Source organism: Paenibacillus contaminans (assembly GCF_003285015.1).
GTDB classification, from domain to species: Bacteria; Bacillota; Bacilli; order Paenibacillales; family NBRC-103111; genus Paenibacillus_V; species Paenibacillus_V contaminans.
The window spans coordinates 39,093-62,496 of record NZ_QMFB01000045.1 but is presented as its reverse complement, the minus strand read 5'-3'; the positions used below and the strand labels follow the sequence as shown (position 1 = coordinate 62,496).

Here is a 23,404-nt window from a genome sequence, read left to right as displayed (position 1 = left end):
ACAAAAAAAAGGTACCCACAGTCTGGACACTTTTTCAAAGTGTCCAGACTGTGGGTACCAGTGTATAGAATGCACAGGCTTTTTATTATCAATAGTTCAAGATCGGGGATATGATGGCAGCCAGTTCTTAATCAATGGGTACGATAAGAATAACGCTTTTTTATTATGGCATGATAAATGAGTTGAAGAAAGGTATTTATCCCAATTTGTAAACCAGTATAGTTGAGAAAGGAACTTATAAGTAAATCTCGAATATTTAATGTAATCGAATAGGTGAAAATTTGATGACAGACAGGAGTTAGATACGATGATAAAAGGTTTCGGAGGAATATTTTGGAGAACTAAGAATCTTGAGGTTGTAAAAAAATGGTACAGCGAAGTGTTGCAGATTGAAATAGAAAATTGGAATGGGACTGTGATAAAACCCCAAATCGGAAATGAGACTATTTTTTCTTTTTTTACCGAGAATGACAGTTATTTTCCAACAGAACAGCAAGTGATGTTAAATTTCCAAGTAAATAATCTAAACGAGACGATTAAGCATCTTGAAGATATTGGTGTACCTCTTGCAAAGAAAAAAGAGATAAGTGAATATGGACAGTTTATATGGATTGAAGATCCGGAAGGTCGACTGATCGAGCTTTGGGAGAAATAACGAGTTGTTATTTATTTTCAATTGAGTTAACGGGCATAAGAGTTGAATAATCCACCACGAAGGCAGACGGCCAAAATGACCGGCTGCCTTTGTTCACTTAAAGGGCAGCATCAATAAATCTAAAAGGACAAGAAAGGCAACCATGTAATGTCGCATATGTATTTGTGTATTATTGACAAGAGCATTGTTCAGATAAATTTCGCGGGGATAATCATCATTGATGAGCTGACGGAGCGGGTTCAAGCATTTGCCGTTAAGGAACTTGCGAATGCGGGAGCGCCGGAGAAATCGACAGATACAACGAAAAACGACAAGGTATGGTAACTGGATGCCGAGTCGTTTTTTTTCATCCCTTTTGATAATGACGATATCGAAGGACGGGGATCGCCTCTTCTCATAGAGGTAAAGTTTGTCGCTCTTAGTTAATTCCACACACATTTTATTAGTTCCACCTCGTTGGAAAGCGATTTCATAAAAACTACAATGATAACAGGCCACACAGTCGGGTCAACATCTTAAGAACGGAACGAATCGGGATCTAGTCAAAATGTCAGAGGAAAGGGGCGGATCACATGATCGAAGGGAGGCGCACCACAACCGGACATTAAGGGCGAATGAGGACTGTGAATTTGTTTTGTCAAAATACGATTGGGGAGGATACACGAATGATTCGTAAAATGCTGCTTGCTAGTACCGCCTTCGCTTTGGTTTACCTAACCGCTTGCTCCGGGAACGGCGGAAGCGGGAATGCCGGAGAGAAATCGGACAAACCGGCAAACGCATCGCCGGCCGCAACAGGCAAGGATGAGAAGGTTTCGATTACTTACTGGGTGGATCCGCGCTTTCAAAGGATCAAAGGGATGGAGAAGGAAACCGAGAATTTCGGCGATTTCGAGAAAATTCAAGCGAAGAAATTTATGGAGAAATATCCGAATGTAAAGATCGACGTTCAATCGGTTACTTGGGACGATTTGCCGAAGAAAATACCGGCTGCCGTAGCAGCCGGCACGCCGCCTGACATTTTGCGCGATTACCTCGGCAGGACGGCGCAGTATGCGCACCAAGGCGTTCTCGAAAATTTGGAAACGCTCCTGCCGAAGGAGGAGCTAGACGATTACATCTCGTCTTACCTGCAGTTGTATACGATCGACGGCCACCTTCATGCGCTTCCGTCCTACGCTTGGGCAAGCGGATTAGTTGTCAACAAATCGATTTGGAAAAGTAAAGGGAAAGAAAGCATGCTGCCGACCAAAGATAATCCGTACTGGACGATCGAACAGTTCGATCAGGCCATGCGCGCCGTAGCGGAAAAAGACAAGGTATATCCTTTCGGCATTCAATTTGCGGTTCCGCAGGGCGATCATGGGTTGTACAGCTATTTCTGGGCATTCGGCGCCAAGCTGTTCAAGGACGGCGATTACAGCAAAGTCGCGCTTAATAGTCCCGAAGGTCTGAAGGCGCTTGAATATTTGGTCAAAATGAACGACGACGGTCTTTTGCAGCCTAGCGCGGTGACGGCCAAAGCAGCCGATATCGACCTCTTGTTCTGGCAAAGCCAGCTAGGCGCCCAAGGCGATACGCTCGGCCAGTGGTCAAAGCTTGACAATGCGAAAACGGAAGGCAAAGTGAAGGGCAATGTCGAGCTTGCGATGGTGCAGCTTCCGAGCGCTCCGGGCGTCAAGAACGGCGTACCGGTCGGTCCGACAGGGCTCGCCGTATTCAAGCAAAAGGACGAAACGAAGAAAAAATGGATCGGCGAATTTCTAAAGTTCCTGAACAGCACGGAGTACCAGAAAACATACGCAATCAACGCCGGGCAATTTCCAGTCAAAAAATCCGCCGGCAGTCCGCTTCAAGACGATCCCAACTATGGCGTCCTGCAAAAAATCATTCAGGAACGCGGCGTCGAGGATCTCGGCTTAACCGTTCCGAAATATGCGGAAATCCGTGTGCTGCTTCAACCTGAAATACAAGCGGCACTGCTAAAGGCCAAAACGCCGGCGCAAGCACTCGCTGATTACGAAAAGGCGGCCAATAAAATCTTATCCGGCAAGTAACCGGCAAAATCGATAAATGGAGCGAAAGCCGCGGCCATACGGGAAGTCCTAACGAACCGTTGACTCCACATTCAGCCGAGCTTTGAGAGACTAGGCATCATATGCCAGGCAGCGGTTTTGCTGCTCCGTTAAGGGGGGACAAAGGAAATGAACCTGATCCGTCAAATCGTCAAAGCGAGGTGGGCTTATTTCTTCCTGCTTCCCGCTTATTTCTTTTTCGTCATCTTTACATTCGTTCCAATCCTGCGCGGACTTAGCTTCAGCTTCTATGACGTGAAACTGAGCGGGAAAACGTGGGTTGGACTCGGCAACTTCGAGAAGCTTTACGACGACGCGGCATTCTGGAAGTCGCTTACGAATACGGTTCTCATCGTATTGGGCGTCGTACCTGCAGGTCTCGTGCTGTCGCTCGGCATTGCGGTACTCGTATTTCCGTTGAGCAGGCGGCTTCAGACGTTCTACCGAATGGCTTTTTATTTACCGGTCGTAGCAAGCGGAGTCGTACTTTCGATGGTATGGATCTGGATTCTGCATCCGACCTATGGACTGCTTAATTACCTGATCGGCTTGTTCGGCTTCGAGCCGGTAGCTTGGCTGGGCACGCCGGGCAAAGCACTTATGTCGATCATTACTGTCGTCGTCACCTTTATTATCGGACAGCCGATCATTTTGTTCCTCGCGGCGCTTGGCGGCATTCCTTCCGATTTGTACGAATCGGCGATGATCGACGGGGCGAATGCCTGGAAGCGGTTCATACGCATTACGCTGCCGCTTCTGAAGCCGACGACGCTGTTCGTCGTCGTGACGAAGACGATAGCGGTGTTTCAGGTGTTCGTCGTCATCCTGCTGCTTACGGGCGGCGGACCGGCCAACAGCACGCAGACAATCGTGTTCCGCATTTATCAGACCGCATTCGACTTTTTCAACTTCGGCTATGCATCCGCGCTTGGGGTTGTCCTGCTTGCAATCGTCTGTTTCATTACTTGGATCAATTTCCGGCTGCTTGGCAGAGATACCGAATACTGAGCCGGAGCCTCAGTCGAGGAAGGAGGATAGAATGAAAACGATGCACTTGAGCAAGTCCGAAACGATGCTGCGGGCAGGCGGGCTACTGCTTTTGACAATGATGACGGTTATCGCCCTCATGCCGCTTTATTGGATGATTACAGGCTCGTTCAAAATTATGTCGGACACTATGAAGATGCCGCCGGAATGGTTCCCCGCCGCTCCGACGATGGAAAACTACCGCATCCTGTTCGTGAGCAATCCGACGCTGAAATGGCTGTTGAACAGCGTGATCGTTGCCGGAAGCGCCGCGCTCGGCGCCATCCTCACAAGCGCTTTGGCCGGATACGCCTTCGGCAAGAAGCTGTTCCCCGGACGCACGCTGTTATTCTGGTGCATGCTGGTAACGATGATGCTGCCGAATGAAGTGATGCTCATCCCGCGTTTTCTATTGATCGCCGAGTTGGGCTGGATGAACACGTATTCGGGACTGATTGTGCCGTTTCTCGCATACCCGTTCGGTATTTTCCTCGTTAAGCAATTCATGTCGTCGATACCGAACGAGCTGCTGGAGGCGGCCAAAATCGACGGGGCCGGCGAAATCCGGATTTTCTCGACGATCGTACTGCCAATCGCAAAGCCGGCGATCGGGGCGGTCGGCATTTTCGCCTTCGTCGCGGTATGGAACGAATATTTGTGGCAGCTGGTCGTGGTCGATCAGAAGGAAATGCTGACGCTACCCCTCGGCGTCTCCAAGCTGGCGTACGGATTGACGACGGTTCATCTGGGGCTTGCTATGGCGGGCGGTACGGCGGCGTTTTTGCCGATGCTGCTGTTTTTCCTGGCATTCCAAAGATTTTTCGTCAAAGGCATTACTGTGGGTGCGCTCAAAGGGTAAGGACAATGAAGAAACCGGCATATAAATCGTATTCGGATATGTTGACCCTAATCGATTTCCTTCTTGAACATATCGCGGACCTGGAATGGAGGCTGCCATACAGCTCATCCTTTTCAGGAACAACTGGACCGCATTCCACTAATCGGAGGTTATGTGGTATGAAAAGGAAAACAATTGTCACGAACGCAAGCCGGCTGCTACTGTACTTCGTTATGGCTATCGGCCTGATCCTGTCCGGTTCTCAGCCGGCTTCGGCTATCTCCAGTATGACCGAGCCTGACGTCATCGTCGCATCCGGTATCCCCGGAACGTCGAATACGTATTTCCCTTCAATGGAGCGGTTAGCAGACGGAACTCTGTTCGTCGTCTATTACTCAGCCAGCACCCACGAGGCGACGAACGGCAAAATCATGAAAACGGTAAGTACAGACAATGGACAAACGTGGTCAACCTCCGTCACGATTATCGATACGCCGGAAGACGACCGCGACCCTTCGGTCATGCAGATGAACGACGGTACGCTGCTCGTGTCATGGTTCACCTTCAACAATACGACAACGGTCCGTCAAGTCCGAACGGCGCGCAGCACGGACGGCGGAGCGACGTGGAGCAGTCCGGTCACGGTCGGCACAAGCCTGGCTTCTTACTCGGCCGTCACATCGAAGGCGGTCGAGCTGAGCAACGGCGATCTGCTCCTGCCGATCTACGGCTCCATCGTAAACCGGCAAGAAATGCCGCGCTCTACAGCAGTTCGCAGCACGGACGGCGGCTTGACCTGGAACGCTTCGACGGAGGTATTGCTGGCTGAGCCGATTCCGGCGCAAAACATCGGCTTCGTCGAGCCGGTCATCGTTGATCTTGGAAACGGACATCTGTACAGCCTGCATCGTACATTGAGAGATTACGATAATTATCACGCATGGGAAAGCCACTCGTACGACAACGGCTTTACGTGGACACAGGCGGTGCGAACATCGATGAAGGCGCACTGCTCCGATTTGCTGCTGCTGAGCAGCGGTCTTCTTTTGCACACGTGGGGGGATCGGAGCTTCGCTTTTTCAGGCGGCAGACCGGTGGTAGGCAAGGCGATTCCGGTCGGAGACGACTGGGATGATTGGCAAACGGTAGGCATCTACAAAAATGGGGGCGTGGGGGATATGAGCTACCCGAGCGCGGTCGAGCTGCCGGACGGGACCATATTCATGGTGTATTACGATGCATCGCGCGGCTTTATCGGCGGGACGTATGCGACCGTGGAGGAGCTGTCCAAGCAGGATCCGCATGACCGTTTGGATTTGATGTCCCTTTATACGAGCGGCGCCGTTCAGATCGACACGGACATGACGTGGACGACGGCCAGCCATCCGGAAACGGGCATTACGGGCGCGATCGACGGCAGTTTTTCGTACTGGAACAGCGCGTTCCGTGGTTCAAAGTCACCGCCCGCGGCGCATTACGAGCTGAGTTTCCAAGACCCGGTTACGATTCGGGCGGTCGGCATCAACATGAGGCCCGACTATACGATGAGCGGTACGGTTTCCTATTCGAACGACGGAACGTCCTGGACGACGCTGCGAACGTATACGAACGTCGTACAAAACAGCGGCGAGTTGGACCTGATCGAGCCGACCGCGCCAGTCACGGCGAAGCATGTCCGGGTCGAGATTACGTCGTCGAGCCAATGGGCCGGGCTGACGGAGATCGCTCTGTTCGGGACGCAGCCGCCTCCCGGCACCAAGATCGACCTGCTTTCGCTGTACAACGCCAACCAGCTCCAGATCGATACCGACATGACCTATACCGCCTCATCCCGCCCGGGGCTCGGCGTAACCGGCGCGATCGACGGCAATTTATCCTACTGGTATTCCTCCACACGTAATTCGTCCGCACCTCCGGCAGCGCATTATACCGTTTCGCTTGGCAGTACGAAGCAATTGACGGCGATCGGCATCAATTTGAAGCCGGGATATGCCGAGGATGCTGTCGTATCGGTCTCGGCGGACGGTACGACGTGGATCCCCGTAGCAACTTATTCGGACGCCGTGCATCAGGACGGGACGATCGACATCACCAGGTTGGCAGCGCCGATAACGGCAGCATACATCAAGGTAGAGATTACCGATTCCGAGGGATGGGCTTTGTTAAACGAGCTAGAGGTGTATGAAGCTACTTAAGTAGAAATTAAATGATAGTAAAGAGCAGGACCGGGTATCCGAGGAATCGGACCCGGTTCTGCTGCATGTGCCGTTTTATCCCCGGCATCTGGCAAGCGTTCTTGCTAAAGGAGACAAGAATAGAATCCGTCACCATGGAGGCAGCCTGGTCATTCTGACCGGCTGCTTTTGTTCATGTTCATCTAAGGGGCATGATTATTTAACTATAATAGTTTTTAACGAACCACTCCTGAGAAAGAACATGTTAAAATTTATGCATAATTTATTCCATTCCTTATTTTTCAAGGAGAGAACATCATGAAACTTTCGGATATTGATTTGGTATTTCGACTTCATAACCGATCAGATTCGGAAAGAATTGTAACCATGATAAACCGCGACCCCTGTCACATGCTGAACGGGATAACGGTCGAAGCGTTCGAGCAGCTTCCAACAAGAATACACAAGGGTTCATTATGTTGCTATCTTTTCACCTTGAATGTTAGTATCAAAGATGAATCGAGGATGGTCATATGAAGCTTGGAATGCCGACTTTAGTACAATACACATCCATGACTGAAAATGTTCAATTATGTAATATACTCGGATTAGAATTTATCGAATTAAATATGAATCTTCCTATCTGCACACCGGAACATTTAAGTTATTCGAAATTGAGAAACTATAAAGAACAATTCGGAATAGATTTTACAATACATCTCCCAGAAGAAATGGATTTATCATCCTACCATCCTTCTATAAGGCAGGGGCATTTAGAACGATGCAAACAAGTGATGGAGTGGGCAAACTTGTCAGGCGTCAAAACCCTAAACATGCACTTGAATAATGGTATTTATTTCACCTTACCGCATACTAAAGTCTGGATAAATGAACAGTATGAATCAAAATTTTTAGAATTACTTTATGACTCGTATTTAGAACTTTACCATTTAGCTAAATCTTTTGAAATCGAATTATGTATTGAGAACACGGGGGATTTTCATATTCCTCATATTCGTAAAGCTCTTGATACGTTGAGCTCATTCGATAATTTTTCTCTAACATGGGATGTTGGTCACGACGCTAAATCAGGCTTCAATGAAGAATCAATATTCATTCAATATAAGAACCGCATAAAACATATGCATCTTCACGATTATAACGGTAAATCCGATCACCAACCTTTATACACTGGAATCGTACCAATAAATAAAAGATTAAACTTTGCTAATCAGCATGAGTTGTCTGTTGTAATTGAAATTAAAACTAGTCAATCATTAACTGAATCCGTAACGGAGCTGAAGAAAAATGGTTTCCTGAGCTAACTGAAAACGCTACTTATATAAGGATGCTGGCTGTTGGGAAATTTGATATGTAATAAAAATGAAATCTTATTTTCATGTGACATTAATCATTTAAGCCTATAATAAAAGTCACCCCCCCTTTAATATATAACTTAGACCCGCAGCCCGTTGCTGTGGGTCTCTTTTTGCTAGTAAACTAATAGGCCACAGTTTAGCTTGTTGTTATTTAGCTTGACGAGATAATGCATGACTACCCGTTTTCCTCGATCGCATAGGGAGAACGAATTCTTCTTAAACGTGTATTGGAGGGAGCGCTTGAAGTACGGTACAATCGGAATAAGCGAAACATTTCCTTATATTGGGGGCGGTTTGCTGATGAGATACAGCTATTGTCCAAAATGCGGGGGTTCCCTGCGACTTAACGAGAACAAAAGGCTCGTCTGCAGTGTATGTGGATTTGTGTTTTACCAGAATCCGTCAGCGAGCGTAGCTATGATTCTCATCCGGAACGGCAAGGTGCTGCTTGGCCGTAAGCGGGGACGATACAGCGGGCAATGGTGTCTACCATGCGGTTTTGTGGAGTGGGGTGAGGATGTGTATGAGGCGGCGAAACGTGAAATGTTGGAGGAAACGGGGCTGCACATAGAGCTTACCACTCTCTATACCGTCACTTCCCTTTATGGCGAGCCGTACATAGGCACTGAATGGTATAATCCAGAGCAGCAGAGCGTCATGATCTGGTTTCTGGCCAAAGAAACCGGCGGCGAGCTACGTGCGGGAGACGACATCGACCAGGTAGGTTATTTCTCTTGTGAGGAGCTCCCCCGAATCGCTTTTCCCGTACATGAAATCGTCATTCGCAAATTACTGGAAGAGCAGCTTATAAACTAGCCAGCCTTACCGCCGCTCGTATGATCACTTACCACAAGCCTTGAACCATAGATGGCGGACGAAGCTACATAACGGCAGTCGGCCAGAATCGATCGGCAGCCGTTTCTCAACTAAACCAGTTTTCTTGAACACTTCATGCTAAGCTATGGATTAACGGATGTAAGTAAAGAAAAAAAAAAGGAAGTTAATTTTATGACTGATTCAAGATTCAAAGATAATGGCGAAAGAATTTACGATTTTGTATTCAAATATAACATTCTCATTGAGTGTCCCCATTGTATGAAATGCGCTAAAGGGATTAGAAAAATGGAAAGTAAATTCGGATTTATTCTACAATGTAAACGTTGCGGTGTTTTGAGTGATCCGATGATTGGAACGTGGGGAAACGGGATGTTTATGGGTTTTAATCTTTGGTTGAGGACGAATTGCTGCGGAAATTTGCTTTGGGCTTATAATAAAGAGCATTTAGAATTTATGGATGGTTATATCAATTCCTCATTGCGAGAAAGAATCCCCAATAAAAATCAGAGTTTGGCAAGCAGGTTCCCTGATTGGATTAAGAGCGGAAAGAATCGTGACGAGCTTTCAAAAGGAATTACAAAATTACGAAAAAGACTTGAAATATGCGAATAACGGAACGAGAGTGTAGAGCTGCCGCAGGGCAGCTTCTCTTTTATACTCATTGATGTAACAACTTTTCTGTTGACGACACCTTAATTAAGTAGTATTATTCTTCCAATTTAGTTTATTTTGAGGGGAGGATATAGATGTCGAATATTCAGGCAATTGTACTGGACTTGGACGGGACCTTGCTCAATAGTGATAAATCGATATCACCAAGGAACTATCAGGCTGTAAAAAGATGTTTTGATTCTGGAATTCATATTATTATTGCCACGGCGCGTCCTCCTAGAGCGGCTAATCAATTTTTGAAGAGCTTCCCTTTTGTAGACTACATGGTATATTACAATGGTGCATTAGTTACAAGTAAATCTAAGCAAAATGAGCGGCATATTAGTATCCCAATGGAGATTAGTCAACAGATTAACAAATTCATCGAGTTACGAGCACCTCAATCGATACTCTCATATGAGGTTAATGATTCATGGTATACGTGTAGACCAGTTCTCGACTCCGAATGCGCTCAATTTGGTATCCGCTCGAATGACCCGAAACCCCAGGTTGTTGATAAAGAGTATATTCGTTCACTTTCCCCGACCAAAATATTGGTTCTAGGTTGCAGCACATGGAGGGATATAGACGAGCAATTCGGTGACCATGTGAACGTAATGGCAACCGATAAAGGAGTATTGGTCCAAATCATGGATAAATCAGCCTCAAAGGAAAAAGCCGTGCAATGGGTGTTAAACGATATCGGAGTGAATTCAGAAAATGTAATGGTATTCGGGGATGATTTTAACGATTTGGGCCTATTCCATATGTCGGGATTTCCGGTCGCTATGGAAAACGCGATATTGGAACTAAAGAATTGTGCAGCCCACGTAACCGATTCAAATGATAACGATGGTGTTGCAGTTGCAATTGAAAGATTTGTGCTTTTCTGCTAACAAGCAGGATAGATCATAGCGGGATATAAAGAAATGGCATAGAAAGCAAACAACATGTATAATATTAGAAAAAATCGGTATGCGCAACTGGCGTAAACGTGGATAACCACGAGGGAGCGTGTATGACAATCGCCGTACGCCTGGGCAAAGTATTTGATCAATGATCAAGTACTTTTTTATTTTCAAAGTTAGCGAACAGTGATAGGAGTGATGAAGTTGGAAGTTCGAATGCTGCAAGCTCAACACCAGACAAGCGTTCTGGATATTATGGCAAAACATGAGTTTCAATTCCCTTCGTTCATTCGAGAACAGTACCCCTCTCGCTGGAGATCCTTCCTTGAAGAGAAAGAGAAAAGCAAGAGCTGCTATTTGGTCATGATCGATGACGATGAGAACGTAATAGGACATGCCGGATATATCTTAAGGGAAGTCACGAACCTTTTCGAGATCGTCGGCGTCGCCACGAGAAACGACCAGGTGCGCAAAGGAATAGGCAGTTTGCTGATCACGACGATCTGCAAGAAAGTCGGGGAACTCGGGCATAAGGAGATCGTTCTGCATACACTTGATCACGAACAGAATCAAGCGGCACTTGCATTTTATGAACGTCTGGGTTTTCGAAGAATCAATCTTGAAATGGACTATTATTTCGCCGGATATCACAGGCTTACCTTGCTAAAATCTTTATAACAGAGAATTGTTTATTATGAGGGAACGGAAAATTATGGAATGTTTAAGTTTTTGGACGGATTTACTGCAGTAGTTGAAAACAATAAAGTGCTGGGTTAATTTCAATACAAGTTCCGACATTCTTAAATACACAATATTCTTGAATTCATTTAATGTTTATTGGGTAATCTATTCCAAATCCGACCTATGGGAGGAAATGGAATGCTTTTCAATATCATCATTGGATTCTTAATCCCTTGGAGTTTTGGCATTTATTTATTTAGAAAATCTCCTAAGGTCGTTATCCTCATTGTTCCGATTGCATCTATGATTTCTGGAACCATCAATGCATTCGGTTTTCAGCTGAAGTACTGGGATTTTACTCCGATTATTCCGGATGACGAGTCGATTTCGGCCACGCCTTTAGATTTGGGCTTGTATCCGGTTTTGGCAAGTTTCATGGTGTACTGGATGAAAAAGTTCCCGAATAAATGGTTGATTATTTTATGTACATTTATTCTAATTACCACGCTGTTAGAATGGGTAGCTTTATTGTTTGGAAAGGTCAGTTATGGAAATGGCTGGAACATTTTCTTTACAGGAATTTCATACACATTTGCCTTTGGGGGTGTGTATTTATATTATTTGTTATTGAGAAAACATAATATTATGTAAAGCCAACTGAAGGAATTCTTTGAAGTAACGGGCAGAAGAGTACAAAATTTATTATGGATTGCTTTTATATATAAGACAAATACCAAACCCAAGATATGCCGTGGAAACGAAGTAACTTGGCTCAAATCGCCGGCAGGTACGTTATTTGACGAAGATTTGAAATATAAATGACGCAGGCTCATTCCGTGAAGGAACGGGCTTTTTTGTTTTTCCATTCAATTTTTTTATGCGGCTCCGATTCAGTGCGTTTTTTTGACAATTTTAGCATCCTTGTGACAGCGCATTATCCGGGACATCGACATTTCATTTCTATTATTCTTATTTTGAGGGAGATCTGTCCAGAATGAAAGAATGGATAGACTCTGATTTAGATTTAGACCTTCTAAGTAAGAGCCGGGAATCGATGTTGATAACTGGTTCAAACTTACGACCTTTCCGAAACTATTAAAGTTTGGGGGTAAACATATGAATGTTTTACGAAACTCCAAAATGGAGAAGATCGGAGTCGGTAGTATTGTTAAGTCTAATGAGGAATTTAACGAGAAATGTAAGACCGAAGAACAGGATAGTGGTTACTATGTTCCGTTCAAAGGAGTTAAAGTTAAATACATAAGCGCGGGGTATGTCACTGTATTTGCAAACGGCTATGATAGAACCCACGACGTCAAATGGGTTGAACTGGATAAATAACAGGAGTTGTAATTTAAAAACTTCGTTCTGTTCCAATCGTTTGGGATATCGAGGGTCGTACGATTGATAACACCCTGATGTTGGCAGACGAGAAGACGGAAGGGATTTTCATCGCAACATTTGATTTGGATGAATTGCGGAATTATCGCAATCGTGAAATGATGGGAAACACTTTTCGTAAAGTGAATGCCTATAAAGATTTAGTTGGGAATCACGTGCAAGCACCTTTTATACGTTGAGATATATACGAGACAGATACGGTAACACCGTGACATAGGCTGCCGGCACAATCGGCAGTCTATTCTACTAAACCTGATTCGTGCAACAAACCTAAACCTTCATGTGAATATATTACAAACCAAAATAATAATAGGAAGGTAACTATATGGATATTGAAAGGTTTAATAAACAAATAGAGTTTATTGTAGAAATTGACAAAATGAAGCAGATACTGAGGAATACTATTCTAATGGATGCTTCAAGGAAAGAGAACAGTGCAGAACATACATGGCATATGGCTGTAGGTGCAATGGTATTGTCCGAATATTCCAATGAGAGTAGTTTGGATATGTTAAAGGTCTTTAAGATGATTTTGCTCCATGACATCGTTGAAATTGATGCTGGAGATACATTTGCTTACGGTAATGTCAACTTGCTGGAAATAGCCGAAAAAGAAAAGAAGGCCGCAGATAGAATATTTGGATTATTACCACATGACCAAGCAAATCAATTAAAAAATATCTGGAATGAATATGAGAATGCAGAGACACCTGAGGCAAAATTTGCGCAAGCTATGGATAGTTTTATGCCTATTCTTCATAACTATAAAACCAGCGGTCTACAATGGCAGAGGTTGGGTGTTACAAGAGAGAAAGTATTATCAAGAAATAGAAGAATCGAGAACGGCTCCAGATTCCTGTGGAGTTTTATAGAAGGTATTGTTAATGATGCGGTTGAAAAGGGCTTTTTGAAGCCATAGTGCCGCATGAATTTTTCAATCTGTACCGTGCTAGTATAGTGTAGAGGAACTAAATGAAATTAGGGAAATGTTTACTTAGATTGTTCCGCTAACGGGTACAAGAGCTTAATAAAGACACGACGGCAGCCGGCCACGATGATTCGGCTGCCTCTTTACATTAACGGAAAGTACTAGTTAACAAGTAATGGGTGTTATTGCTATATAAAAGGTAAAGCATGGGTAATAGTCGAATGAATTTGAGAACTATTTTATCGCATGTTAAATCATTAAAATGAGGAGAATGATGGTGAAAACAAAACGTTGTAGTATTAAAATAACAAATCAAGCTGACTACAATGATTTAGAAAAATTATATAATGATTCTAAAGTATGGGATTACTTGGGTGGTCAAAGAAGCTCACATCAAATCGAAAATAGAATTACAGAATGGATAAACCCCGAAAAAAACTGCCAATATTGGACAGTCAGAGAAATAGGTTCAGGTGCATTCTTAGGATGTATTTTATTAACACCACACTATGATGGAGAATATACTCAAATTTCATATATGTTTCTATCAAATTATTGGGGTAACGGTTTTGCTTATGAGGCGATAAGTCAAGTATTGTGCCGTTCCTTTGAGGATAAAGTATATAATAAGCTCATAGCTGAAGCGCAATCAGCGAACACTTCATCATGTGCCTTATTAAAGAAACTTGGATTTTATGAAGTAAAGAGAGTTATTCGCTTTAATGCCGAACAAGTAATTTTTGCTCTAGACTATCCATCAGTATAAGTGTTTTCAGTAGTTAAAGGTCATAGACAAAAAAATTAGTAAAAATTATATGGTGGTAAATGCAATTATGGCTTTCCAATGAACTAACAGAGAACAATAGCTCAACCAATACATGACGGCAGCCTGCCAGACTTCAACTATCGGGCAGGAAAATTCAAATAATTAAAGAAATACTACAAAGTAGAACTTTTCAATCATCTGACATTTTGCTGCATGAAAGATCAGGCGGCTTCATTAGCCCACATGATATGCTCCTTTGTGAAAGGAGGGGACGCCGTGGATTGGCTTCAACGGATGAACCAAGCGATCGATTATATCGAAGACAACTTAGAGAATCATATAGAAGATGAACAGCTTGCAAAAATTGCTTTATGCTCTGTATATCAATTTCAACGCATGTTTTCATTTGTGCTCGAAATCCCATTATCGGAATACATCAGGCGCAGAAGACTGACACTTGCTGCGTTCGATTTAAAGAACAAAAAGAATAAAGTGACGGACATCGCCTTGAAATATGGTTATGAGTCGCCGGAATCATTCTCGCGGGCATTTCAAAATCTTCATGGGTTAACGCCGACATCAGCGCGGGATACCGGAAGCCAGCTAACAGCTTATCCTCGTATCTCCTTTCAAATGATATTAAAGGGAGTTGTCGGGATGAATTATCGAATTGAGAAACGGGATGCTTTTCAAGTTATTGGGTTAGAGGATATCTACGGTATCGACAATATTGCCAACGAACAAGGAGTATCGATCCCTGAGGTTTGGCAAAACCTGTGCAGGAATGGCGAGTTTGATCGACTACACCAAATGGTTACGGGAGATTGGCACAGCGACGGAAATTTCAATAAGGAACTTGGGGCCGTATTTGCATACGATTCCTACAAATTCACCAGCAACACCACTTTCCCTTATCTGATCGGGTGTTACAGATCGGGGAATAGCAAGGTCGATGGCTATACGGTTGTTGATGTCCCGGCATCAAGTTGGGCGGTATTCTCAACATTAAACGATGGGAATGGCAGCGGTAACTATGATTTGCGCTCATTAAAACATCGGATATTTTCGGAATGGCTGCAAACATCAAAGTATAATATTTTGGATGGTGGCAACTTCGAAATGTATGGTACAAACAAAGACGGTTATGAGTATTGTGAGTTATGGTATCGAATTGGGGAAAAGCAATAAGATAAGCACAAAGCACTGGTACATTTACTCAATAATTATGTGACGGCAGCCGGCCAGAACGATGATCGGCTGCCAACTAACGGACAGGATAGTTAGATCACTGCACCGAATACTTCAAGGAAAATGATTATCATGGAGGCACAATGACGAGTATTAAAAGCATCCTATACAAGATTTTTGGATTATCCGGAAATTTTGAAAATAAAATTCAAGCTTTTAATGTTTGGCTGCACCTGATTGTCTGGTTACTTTGGAATGTAATGATTATTTTTGGTATGGTTATATATAGAGCGTATAATATGTTTTTTATAGGACTAATTAATTCATTATTATTTGTCTTATTCGTTCGCTTTTTATATAAAGTTAGAGGCATTAGATAGAGAAATAATGTTGGATGTAGTAACCTAACGGTTACGTTTGTTTAGTAACATAACCAATCTTGTCGGACGACAAGAACATAACTTGAATACAACCCACATAACTTGCGGGTTGTAGTTTTTAATCGGACAAGATCTTGCCACGGACGTACGAAAAGAACTTGTCACTTATATTGAATTAAAGACAGCAAGAATGAGAGGTGAAGAGCCTGTCGTGAAAATTTATATTAATAACATTCAGAGAGACGTTGATGAAGGGTATGTTATAGATTTCGTTTCATCTTATGGCGTGGGCGTTGCTACTTATATCGGGGAGAAACCAGCACCAAATAAGGAATGTTTCGTAGAAGTTGATATTGAAGGAGTCTTAAGATGGGGAGAAGACATTGAAAAATGCAGCGCCAAACTATATAAGATTGAGAAATTAGGAAACTTGATTTGGATTTATGGCACCCTGGAGTCTTTAGATGAGGATGGTTACGCAATATTGCGAATCGGAGAGAGCATTGTGTCACTTGAGACATCGGGACAAAATTTTCCAATTGGCTCAAATATCAAAGTAAAATCATCAAACGTAAAGCTTTATGATGTTGGTTATTAAACTCTATCGGGTACAAGAATTGAATACTGAGAATTGTTCTTCTCATGTCCATCATGATCTTGACCGCTACTGGCTCACCGATAATTCCATTACTAAAGTGTGAAGATGTTTCATCCATGCAGGTTGTTAGAAACACGCCTGGAGAGCAAGAGCAAATGTATAAAAATACTGATGGACCGGGAAAAAACAGAATTACTAAAGTGGTCGAGTGGATCAACAATTCAAAACTTGTCAGTGGATCTGCTGAGTTTGGAAAGTACCCAATGCTTATAAAAATACAAATGAATGACGGAACATTGATTACTGTTTCACAAGCATATAAATGGGTTCATGGAACAATGCCAGATGGGAGCGGCTTTTCACACGCTACTCCTATAAAAGGTGATATCGTGATAAGGAAGGTTTCGGAAACGATTCGCGCAACTTCGCCGGAGCTATATGAGTGGATCCAAGAAGACTGTAAACAATGACTGCACTAACAAGTACAAGAACTCAATTAATACATGACGGCAGCCGACAAGAACGATCGGCTGCCGTTTCTCAACTTAACGGGCAGGAAAGCGGAGTTGAGTGTTGAGTAAAAAAGGAGATTTTTGGTATAGTCGAAGTGACATACACTTCAAAACCCGATATATACAGGATGGAATTCGATGAAGAAGTATTAAAGGAAATAGTGAGATTATGGAGAAATAGCATGAATTAATCGTTTGTGTTTTTATTTGGACGGGATCCCTGAAATCTCACATCCTGGACAATATCGAACATACTGATAATTATCTGTTGGGACTATTTTGACTGTATTTCCTTTTTCGTCTTTGTATATTTCATGTTGTTGATATGATTCAATTTTATAATTACCATCATTATAGGTTTTAGATTTTCTCCATTGAGTAAATAAGGAGTATTCCTTGTATCCATTTTGAGAAAAGGTTGAATTACCAAATGCCCCTGCTGGAATAGCGGAATCGTTAATTAATTCAACTTTACCAACATAATTTTGTAATGTCATTTCGTCAGAATTCCTTGAAGTCTTGTTGATTATGAGTAGTAAAAGGATAATATTCAAAAAAACAACGAATGAGATAATTGTTGATTTTTTTATTACTCTAGATACATGGTTTTGATGCATTTTAAAACCTCGCTTTCAAATAAAGGTGAGGTGGGTTGTCTGTATAATTTATTTGATATGTAATTAATGTATGGAATATGCCAATCGATATAGTCATTGAACTAATAATGAAATCTTGAATTATGCTAACGAGTACTAATCAATTGGTAAATTAAGAAAAAGGGGATTATTTTTTGAACTTGATAAAATGGTTAGAAGATTGGTATTCCTCTCAATGTGATGGGGATTGGGAACATAGTCATGAATTGAAAATCGGAACCATTGATAATCCAGGTTGGTATGTATTCATTAGTTTGTTAGATACTGACTTGAAAAATAAACCATTTGATCCAATCATTTTGGAGAGAAATGAGAATGACTGGTTTCAATGCAAACTGAATAATGGTTCTTTCGAAGGTGTTGGTGGACCTTCTAACCTTGAGGAGATAATCACTGTTTTCAAGAATTGGGTGGAGCTAGGCTAAACATATTCTCATTTAATACATGACGGCAGCCGACAAGAACGATTGGCTGCCGTAACGGGCAGGAAAGCATTGTATCATTGGGTAAATTGCATAGATAAAGAAGGAGAATTTTCGATTATAGTTTTCTTGCTTTGATTACAAAAGTTACAGGAAGCATCTTTGCTTTTTTGGCAAATTCGCTGTTATCGTCCCGCGATTGCATAATTTCTTCATCCGTTTCCTCAATCATTTGCTCAATTACAAAACCCGCTTTTGCCAACGCATTCACATAAGTTGATAGTTTACGATCCGATAATGTTAGCGCACCTTCATCAAGAGTTACCGCATACCAGGATTCATCGAAATAACATTTTTTAAAAGCAAGCCTATTATTTTCTGCAACAACACATTTGTGTATAGGGTGAGACCAACTGAAAATAAAAACACCGTCTTTTTTAAGGTAAGAAGCAATCCGGCAAAAAGTACCCTCAAGTTCGGTGGTCCAGCCTATGGCATAAATCGAATATACATAGTCAAAATAATCCACTGGTATGCCACATTCTTCTTCCATGGGAGAACAGATCATTTTTGCTGAAAGACCGCATGCCTTCAAATGTTGCGTTGCCTTTGCGATTTGTTTTTCTGATATATCCACAGCCCATAGTTCAGATGCTTTGCGTTCCCCTTGATATTTCAAGGATTGACCGTTTCCGCAGCCTATCTCCAGCATCTTTTTCCCTGAGACATCGTCAAAAAGCCGGCATTTTTCTTCTGAGACAAATGCTCCATAAAAAGGAAGCACGATTGCTCCTAAGAAGTCATTTCCCTTTGTATCCCAATAGAAGCTGTTTATTTTTATAAACAGACTTCTTGTCCATGCCGACGCCCTCCACAAATATAAATAACATGAGCCTAAACGTATATCCCGACTTGTGCATTATCCCAATAACACATATCTAACACGAACGCTCTGCGCTATTAACCCCAAAATAATATAACGTTTTTCTATGAACAAATCCATCTACTATATCCATCTAACGTCCATTTGAATTCGAAGTCATGACCGCCCCATCCTGGACTTGCCCAATTCCAAATCGAAACGGAAAACCATCCAAAAGCAGAAATGAAAAGTAATTATTCGGTCATGAAGGAAAAGAAATCCTGCCGTCGAATCTTTCCATATGAAACAGATAAATCAAATAGACGGAGGAGAATTTCATCATGTTTATTCGCACTTTTGTGCGCAAGACCGGGGCCTTGTTCCTTGCCGCATTGATTGTTCTGAGCGGTTGCCAGGCAATCGGCGGACTCGATCTGAACAAGGCGCTTAGCGAAACGTTTGTTCCGAAAGCAATGGAGGGTTCCGTATCGCTTGTGCTGGATTTGGATATCGACGAATCGCAGGCTGCGCCTGAGCAGCTGCCGATTCTCAAGCTTCTGGATAATGTTGAATTCCGTTTCGATACGCTGAAAGTGGAAAGCGCCGAGCGTATGTCGGCGGCAGGCGCGCTTGTCGTTGCCAAGCGAAATATTCCGTTCACTTTGTTTGGGGATAAAGACAAGGTCGTGTTCCAGGTCGACGGCGCCAAAAAACCGATTGTGATCGATTCGGCCACATTAAATGGACAGGCAGATGCAGTCGAAATGAATACGAACGGTTTCGTGGCAGAAATGTTGAAGAAACTTAGCGCCCCAGATCTTTCCCGCAGCATCGTTTCTTATTTGATTAAACAATTGCCCAATCCTTCGAAAGTGAGCGTGACGAATGTCAGCGAGCCGGTTCACGGGGAAACGGTATCGATGTTCAAACTTCACGGTGAAGTGGACGGCACGCAGTTACTGCCGCTGGCGAAACAGTTTCTGTTGAATATGATGAAGGACGATCAGGCGTTGAAGGAGTTGATCGGTCAGGTGTATGACGCGCTGCAGCCGATTGTTGCCGCCGAATTGGAGAAGGCGACGGTCGTTCCGGGCATGGGTGCAGTGGATACGCAAAACGCGGACTATACCGACGGAATTGGCGGCGCATTCGGCGACTTGCTTGAGCCTGGTACAGGTGTGCTCGCGCCCCTGATGAACGGACTGCAATCGATTTGGAACGATCGCGAGACGGCGATCGAAGTGATTCACACGGAAGTGAAACAAGTGCTCGTTATTGCCACCGTCGGATTAGCAAGTATTGGAACAGAAGGGCAGGATACACTCAGTGAGGTGTTCGGAGATACAACCGTTGCAGCAGCCGATTTGTATTTCGACCATGATCTGCAGTTGCGCAAAGCGAACGCCGCGTTGACGATCATGCCGAAAATGGCTAGCAATGATGGCGTATCTGCCGTTCATCTGACAATTGCGTCGGAATTTTGGAGCATCAACGGCGCTGTCAAAGCAGACCCGATCGATACGTCGGCCGGCAGCTTGTCTTTGACAACGGATACGAAAATGATCGACGTACTGCTTAACCTGGAGAGAAATTCCGCCGCATTTAAGCTGTTGAAGGACGATCTGCAGGTCACACGCAAGCAGATATACTTGTCGATGGCGAATGGAGAATACGAGGCAGGGACGACTCAGCCGTTCATCGCAGATGATGTCGCGATGGCACCGACTCGGTTTCTGACAGAAAAGCTCGACGCTCAAGTGGAATGGAACGATCGCACAAGAACAATCACAGTTACGGATCCTCTTACCGGGACGACGATCCTGATATCGCCGGACAGCCGCATGGCAAAAGTAAACGGCGTCGATGTCAATATGGGCCATGAGACGATGATTGTGAACGATACCAGTTTCGTGCCGCTCCGTTTCATCGTCACGACGCTGGGCGGGAAGATCGAATGGGTGGATCAAGACCGCATGATAATAATTATAAAAGAATAGTAGGAAAGCTTCCGTTTTGTACCGAAGTGACGGTCGCGTGAGAAGGGCGCTTTTGCGTCGTTCAGGCAAGAGATTAGTTGAAAATACGCAAGGAAGGCAGCCCATATGGCAGGGCTGCCTTCCTTGCGTCAAACGTGCTCCGGCATCAGGATTTCGATATCCATCCGCGTTCGTCACAAGTTATTGTCGTATAAAGGGTCAAGTTCTTGTCGCGGACAAACGACAAGAACTTGACCCTTTAATCGAAGATAGGGGCTAATAGACTAACGCGCAGATAGCGTAATAATTCACTTGTTTATTTAGGTCATTCTGATGTACGATATAGGAACATTAGTTCTGCTTCGTTTAGTTGACATACTAAATTCCGGAGTTGAGTGAGGATGCCTTATGTTAAGTTTGATAACTTAGAAATGTACTATGAACAAATGGGCGTCGGTGATCCCGTTTTGTTATTACATAGTGGTTTTTCACGAGGAATACTAGCTTTTTCCAGTCAAATGCTTGATTTTCAAAGGAAGTACACCTGTTACTTTCCTGACTTTAGGGGGCATGGTCGAACACGGAGTAACAGCCTTATTTGGAGTAGCCCGCAACATGTTGAAGACATTATAGAATTTATGAATCAACTACATATTCCCAAGGCACATTTTATTGGTTATGGTATGGGGGGAGGCGTTTCCTTTCATTGTGCTGTCAGTCATCCACACAGAATCGCATCGTTGACGTCAATAGGCCAATGTGGTTTTGTCGCCTGCGATGGATCGGAGGAGTTTGAACCGGAATTGCTCTTACAAAACGGTCGCGAAGATTTTATCAATTCCATGAAAGAAAGACACATGGAAGCGCATCAAGGTGATTGGCAGGAATTCTTGCGGCAGAAGATTAAAGATTGGCGGACGTATCCACGGCTGAGTGACGAAGAACTAAGCAGCATTGCCTGTCCTAGTCTCTTGATTGCCGGGCAATATGACGAGCTCGCACCTGAGAACGATCTAAAGCGGGCGACTGCTCTGATTCGGAACTCTCGTTATGTGATAGTGCCGGGTTGCAGCCATAGACCTCATATGATTGGAGAAAATCCTTCATTTGTAAATGAAACGATTCTTCAATTTCTCAAGGATAACTCACTATAAAACCATTTATGAGAACATAAGTTCTAGAGTGATCATTATAATAGGAAGACACGGTTTGTAAGTTTTTCAAATAGGGAAGCAAATGCGCTTACTGCTGGAAAAAGAAGTTGAAGTAATTATTTTTCGTACAACGAAGAGAAGGAGAATCCTGATGCTTAAAGATCTGTACCAATTGGAAACACTAGAGCAATTGAAAACACGTATTCAGGAAGAGCCTTTGCTGGATTCCCTGCGTCAGGCGCTGTTTGCGGAGTACGACCGCTACTTCCATTATGCGAACATCGAACAATGGAACAAGCTGGTTCGCGTTTGCGAAGCGCTGCATGTTGTCGGATGGGCGGATCGTGAGCCTGTGGAGGCAATTGCCGAAAAATGGATCAACGGTTCCTATTATTCCAGTCTGCGTACACGAACCTTTACCACGATTGAAGGGACAAACAAGGGATGGAACAAGCGCGGGAATAGCTTTGTCATTGACGGAGGTCAAGACATGGCAAACTACGATATCTCCGCTTTGGCTTCCCAGCGCAACCCATTGCCTAAAAATCCTATTCGCCTGGTCTGTTCGGGCAATTACCAGTGCTCTGCACAAGCGTTCGTAGACAGCTTGGAGGAGCTTAGGGAGCGGCTTGACCGCGATATGCGGCAGGAGATGTATGGCGATGGTTTTGGCTATCTCGGCATATACTGCTGGTTTAGTCATCACGACGATCCTTCACCGAGTGTGCGATGTGAGTATTTTCATACGGAGCAAGAAGTTCCGCCGGACTTCGCTGCTGATTACTATATTCGTCCCCGTTTGCAGATCGGCAAGCTGGCAAAACGCGGCGGACAACTCAAGCTGGAAATCACGCGGCATTTTACCCGGCAGGAGGGAGAACTTCCGCTTGAGACTCAGAAAGAGATGTTTAAGCGGGATCTCATGGAGATCACCGCAATTTTAAACGAGAAACTGAAGAAGAAAAAGACGCCATACCGGACGGATTTGGTGATAGCTGATTTGGAGGCTGTACTGGCGAAATGGTGAACAGGAGCCGCTGCTGCGCCCTAACTTAAAGGGTCGAGTTCATTATGTTCGATTCAAATCCGCATAACTTGCGGGTTTTTGATTTTACAGGGTCAAGTGCTTGTCGCGGACGAGACAAGTACTTGACCCTTTTGTCAACGAACGACAAGCACTTGACCCTCTAATAGAAGTAAAGTGAGGACGACTAACTAGCGGTCTCGGTCCGGTTGGGTACTTGCTATCTGTAACGAGAAACGGTCGGTTATTTAGTGCGATTGAAGAATAATCCTTGAGGTTCACGTTACGTCAAAGCTTATAATAGGTCCAGTTG

Annotated in this window: 24 protein-coding genes, 1 pseudogene and 1 riboswitch; of the genes and pseudogenes, 23 read left to right on the top strand and 2 right to left on the bottom strand. The window is 43.9% G+C overall.

What is annotated here, in order from left to right; all coding sequences use genetic code 11:
* The 19 genes and pseudogenes from DQG23_RS43310 to DQG23_RS38425 all read left to right on the top strand — a co-directional run.
* Positions 1–181 (top strand): hypothetical protein (locus DQG23_RS43310; protein ID WP_238178230.1); only part of this gene is annotated, 181 nt, incomplete at its 5' end.
* Positions 182–307: 126 nt separating this feature from the next.
* Complete coding sequence (locus tag DQG23_RS38515; protein WP_113036367.1) at positions 308–655, top strand: VOC family protein; 348 nt, start codon at positions 308–310, stop codon at positions 653–655.
* Between the two features lie 665 nt (positions 656–1,320).
* Positions 1,321–2,712: an extracellular solute-binding protein gene (locus tag DQG23_RS38510; protein ID WP_158560921.1), complete on the top strand. Its 1,392-nt coding sequence runs from the start codon at positions 1,321–1,323 to the stop codon at positions 2,710–2,712.
* Between the two features lie 147 nt (positions 2,713–2,859).
* Positions 2,860–3,738 carry a carbohydrate ABC transporter permease gene (locus DQG23_RS38505; protein ID WP_113036365.1) on the top strand — a complete coding sequence of 293 codons (879 nt, stop codon included), beginning with the start codon at positions 2,860–2,862 and terminating at the stop codon, positions 3,736–3,738.
* 31 nt (positions 3,739–3,769) lie between these two features.
* Positions 3,770–4,615: a carbohydrate ABC transporter permease gene (locus DQG23_RS38500; protein WP_113036364.1), complete on the top strand. Its 846-nt coding sequence runs from the start codon at positions 3,770–3,772 to the stop codon at positions 4,613–4,615.
* A 158-nt stretch (positions 4,616–4,773) separates the two neighbouring features.
* Positions 4,774–6,789 (top strand): discoidin domain-containing protein, encoded by a 2,016-nt coding sequence (locus tag DQG23_RS38495; protein ID WP_158560920.1) that lies wholly within the window; start codon positions 4,774–4,776, stop codon positions 6,787–6,789.
* A gap of 512 nt (positions 6,790–7,301) precedes the next feature.
* Positions 7,302–8,093: a sugar phosphate isomerase/epimerase family protein gene (locus DQG23_RS38485; protein ID WP_113036361.1), complete on the top strand. Its 792-nt coding sequence runs from the start codon at positions 7,302–7,304 to the stop codon at positions 8,091–8,093.
* Between the two features lie 225 nt (positions 8,094–8,318).
* Positions 8,319–8,531, top strand: a pseudogene (locus DQG23_RS43925) (hypothetical protein); the annotation flags it as partial.
* Positions 8,532–8,564: 33 nt separating this feature from the next.
* Positions 8,565–8,963 carry an NUDIX hydrolase gene (locus DQG23_RS38480; RefSeq protein WP_202866005.1) on the top strand — a complete coding sequence of 133 codons (399 nt, stop codon included), beginning with the start codon at positions 8,565–8,567 and terminating at the stop codon, positions 8,961–8,963.
* Positions 8,964–9,155: 192 nt separating this feature from the next.
* Entirely contained in the window at positions 9,156–9,596 is a 441-nt protein-coding gene (locus tag DQG23_RS38475) for a hypothetical protein (protein ID WP_113036360.1), read from the top strand.
* Positions 9,597–9,730: 134 nt separating this feature from the next.
* Positions 9,731–10,531 (top strand): Cof-type HAD-IIB family hydrolase, encoded by an 801-nt coding sequence (locus tag DQG23_RS38470; protein ID WP_113036359.1) that lies wholly within the window; start codon positions 9,731–9,733, stop codon positions 10,529–10,531.
* Positions 10,532–10,604: 73 nt separating this feature from the next.
* Positions 10,605–10,684: riboswitch (ZMP/ZTP riboswitch) on the top strand.
* Between the two features lie 63 nt (positions 10,685–10,747).
* Positions 10,748–11,221 (top strand): GNAT family N-acetyltransferase, encoded by a 474-nt coding sequence (locus DQG23_RS38465; protein ID WP_158560919.1) that lies wholly within the window; start codon positions 10,748–10,750, stop codon positions 11,219–11,221.
* A gap of 201 nt (positions 11,222–11,422) precedes the next feature.
* Positions 11,423–11,875, top strand: a complete 453-nt coding sequence (locus DQG23_RS38460; RefSeq protein ID WP_113036357.1) for a CBO0543 family protein — start codon at positions 11,423–11,425, stop codon at positions 11,873–11,875.
* A 465-nt stretch (positions 11,876–12,340) separates the two neighbouring features.
* Positions 12,341–12,565, top strand: a complete 225-nt coding sequence (locus DQG23_RS38455) for a hypothetical protein (RefSeq protein WP_113036356.1) — start codon at positions 12,341–12,343, stop codon at positions 12,563–12,565.
* A 385-nt stretch (positions 12,566–12,950) separates the two neighbouring features.
* A complete protein-coding gene (locus DQG23_RS38450) occupies positions 12,951–13,544 on the top strand; it encodes an HD domain-containing protein (protein WP_113036355.1) in 594 nt (197 codons plus the stop codon).
* A 286-nt stretch (positions 13,545–13,830) separates the two neighbouring features.
* Positions 13,831–14,319 (top strand): GNAT family N-acetyltransferase, encoded by a 489-nt coding sequence (locus DQG23_RS38445; protein WP_158560918.1) that lies wholly within the window; start codon positions 13,831–13,833, stop codon positions 14,317–14,319.
* Between the two features lie 276 nt (positions 14,320–14,595).
* Positions 14,596–15,507: an AraC family transcriptional regulator gene (locus DQG23_RS38440; RefSeq protein WP_113036353.1), complete on the top strand. Its 912-nt coding sequence runs from the start codon at positions 14,596–14,598 to the stop codon at positions 15,505–15,507.
* Between the two features lie 591 nt (positions 15,508–16,098).
* Positions 16,099–16,485 carry a hypothetical protein gene (locus DQG23_RS38430; protein ID WP_146762469.1) on the top strand — a complete coding sequence of 129 codons (387 nt, stop codon included), beginning with the start codon at positions 16,099–16,101 and terminating at the stop codon, positions 16,483–16,485.
* Positions 16,486–16,529: 44 nt separating this feature from the next.
* On the top strand, positions 16,530–16,955 hold the full coding sequence (locus DQG23_RS38425) for a hypothetical protein (protein WP_146762468.1): 426 nt from the start codon (positions 16,530–16,532) through the stop codon (positions 16,953–16,955).
* Positions 16,956–17,200: 245 nt separating this feature from the next.
* Here DQG23_RS38425 and DQG23_RS41985 read toward each other — a convergent pair whose 3' ends face one another.
* Complete coding sequence (locus tag DQG23_RS41985) at positions 17,201–17,494, bottom strand: hypothetical protein (RefSeq protein ID WP_146762467.1); 294 nt, start codon at positions 17,492–17,494, stop codon at positions 17,201–17,203.
* Between the two features lie 293 nt (positions 17,495–17,787).
* On the opposite strand from DQG23_RS41985, the gene DQG23_RS38420 reads away from it, so the two are divergent.
* On the top strand, positions 17,788–18,078 hold the full coding sequence (locus tag DQG23_RS38420; protein ID WP_113036349.1) for an immunity 53 family protein: 291 nt from the start codon (positions 17,788–17,790) through the stop codon (positions 18,076–18,078).
* A gap of 115 nt (positions 18,079–18,193) precedes the next feature.
* On the opposite strand, the gene DQG23_RS38415 is transcribed toward DQG23_RS38420, so the two are convergent.
* The gene (locus DQG23_RS38415) at positions 18,194–18,859 is read right to left on the bottom strand and encodes a class I SAM-dependent methyltransferase (RefSeq protein WP_420330276.1); all 666 of its coding nucleotides are present in this window, start codon (positions 18,857–18,859) and stop codon (positions 18,194–18,196) included.
* A 419-nt stretch (positions 18,860–19,278) separates the two neighbouring features.
* Here DQG23_RS38415 and DQG23_RS38410 point away from each other — a divergent pair, with 419 nt between their 5' ends.
* From DQG23_RS38410 to DQG23_RS38400, 3 genes are all read left to right on the top strand, one after another.
* Positions 19,279–20,934, top strand: coding sequence for a copper amine oxidase N-terminal domain-containing protein (locus tag DQG23_RS38410; protein ID WP_113036348.1), 1,656 nt, complete (start codon positions 19,279–19,281; stop codon positions 20,932–20,934).
* Positions 20,935–21,314: 380 nt separating this feature from the next.
* Positions 21,315–22,067, top strand: coding sequence for an alpha/beta fold hydrolase (locus DQG23_RS38405; RefSeq protein ID WP_113036347.1), 753 nt, complete (start codon positions 21,315–21,317; stop codon positions 22,065–22,067).
* 151 nt (positions 22,068–22,218) lie between these two features.
* The gene (locus DQG23_RS38400) at positions 22,219–23,094 is read left to right on the top strand and encodes a hypothetical protein (RefSeq protein WP_146762466.1); all 876 of its coding nucleotides are present in this window, start codon (positions 22,219–22,221) and stop codon (positions 23,092–23,094) included.
* Positions 23,095–23,404: the final 310 nt, after the last annotated feature.

Excerpts from the sequence above, each read along its gene's own strand:
- DQG23_RS38410 (WP_113036348.1), top strand. The coding sequence starts at position 19,279 with ATGTTTATTCGCACTTTTGTGCGCAAGACCGGGGCCTTGTTCCTTGCC.
- DQG23_RS38485 (WP_113036361.1), top strand. The coding sequence starts at position 7,302 with ATGAAGCTTGGAATGCCGACTTTAGTACAATACACATCCATGACTGAA.
- DQG23_RS38480 (WP_202866005.1), top strand. The coding sequence starts at position 8,565 with ATGATTCTCATCCGGAACGGCAAGGTGCTGCTTGGCCGTAAGCGGGGA.
- DQG23_RS38475 (WP_113036360.1), top strand. The coding sequence starts at position 9,156 with ATGACTGATTCAAGATTCAAAGATAATGGCGAAAGAATTTACGATTTT.
- DQG23_RS38505 (WP_113036365.1), top strand. The coding sequence starts at position 2,860 with ATGAACCTGATCCGTCAAATCGTCAAAGCGAGGTGGGCTTATTTCTTC.
- DQG23_RS38425 (WP_146762468.1), top strand. The coding sequence starts at position 16,530 with ATGTCCATCATGATCTTGACCGCTACTGGCTCACCGATAATTCCATTA.
- DQG23_RS38405 (WP_113036347.1), top strand. The coding sequence starts at position 21,315 with ATGCCTTATGTTAAGTTTGATAACTTAGAAATGTACTATGAACAAATG.
- DQG23_RS38470 (WP_113036359.1), top strand. The coding sequence starts at position 9,731 with ATGTCGAATATTCAGGCAATTGTACTGGACTTGGACGGGACCTTGCTC.
- DQG23_RS38495 (WP_158560920.1), top strand. The coding sequence starts at position 4,774 with ATGAAAAGGAAAACAATTGTCACGAACGCAAGCCGGCTGCTACTGTAC.
- DQG23_RS38515 (WP_113036367.1), top strand. The coding sequence starts at position 308 with ATGATAAAAGGTTTCGGAGGAATATTTTGGAGAACTAAGAATCTTGAG.
- DQG23_RS38400 (WP_146762466.1), top strand. The coding sequence starts at position 22,219 with ATGCTTAAAGATCTGTACCAATTGGAAACACTAGAGCAATTGAAAACA.
- DQG23_RS41985 (WP_146762467.1), bottom strand. The coding sequence starts at position 17,494 with ATGACATTACAAAATTATGTTGGTAAAGTTGAATTAATTAACGATTCC.
- DQG23_RS38455 (WP_113036356.1), top strand. The coding sequence starts at position 12,341 with ATGAATGTTTTACGAAACTCCAAAATGGAGAAGATCGGAGTCGGTAGT.
- DQG23_RS38500 (WP_113036364.1), top strand. The coding sequence starts at position 3,770 with ATGAAAACGATGCACTTGAGCAAGTCCGAAACGATGCTGCGGGCAGGC.
- DQG23_RS38460 (WP_113036357.1), top strand. The coding sequence starts at position 11,423 with ATGCTTTTCAATATCATCATTGGATTCTTAATCCCTTGGAGTTTTGGC.
- DQG23_RS38510 (WP_158560921.1), top strand. The coding sequence starts at position 1,321 with ATGATTCGTAAAATGCTGCTTGCTAGTACCGCCTTCGCTTTGGTTTAC.
- DQG23_RS38450 (WP_113036355.1), top strand. The coding sequence starts at position 12,951 with ATGGATATTGAAAGGTTTAATAAACAAATAGAGTTTATTGTAGAAATT.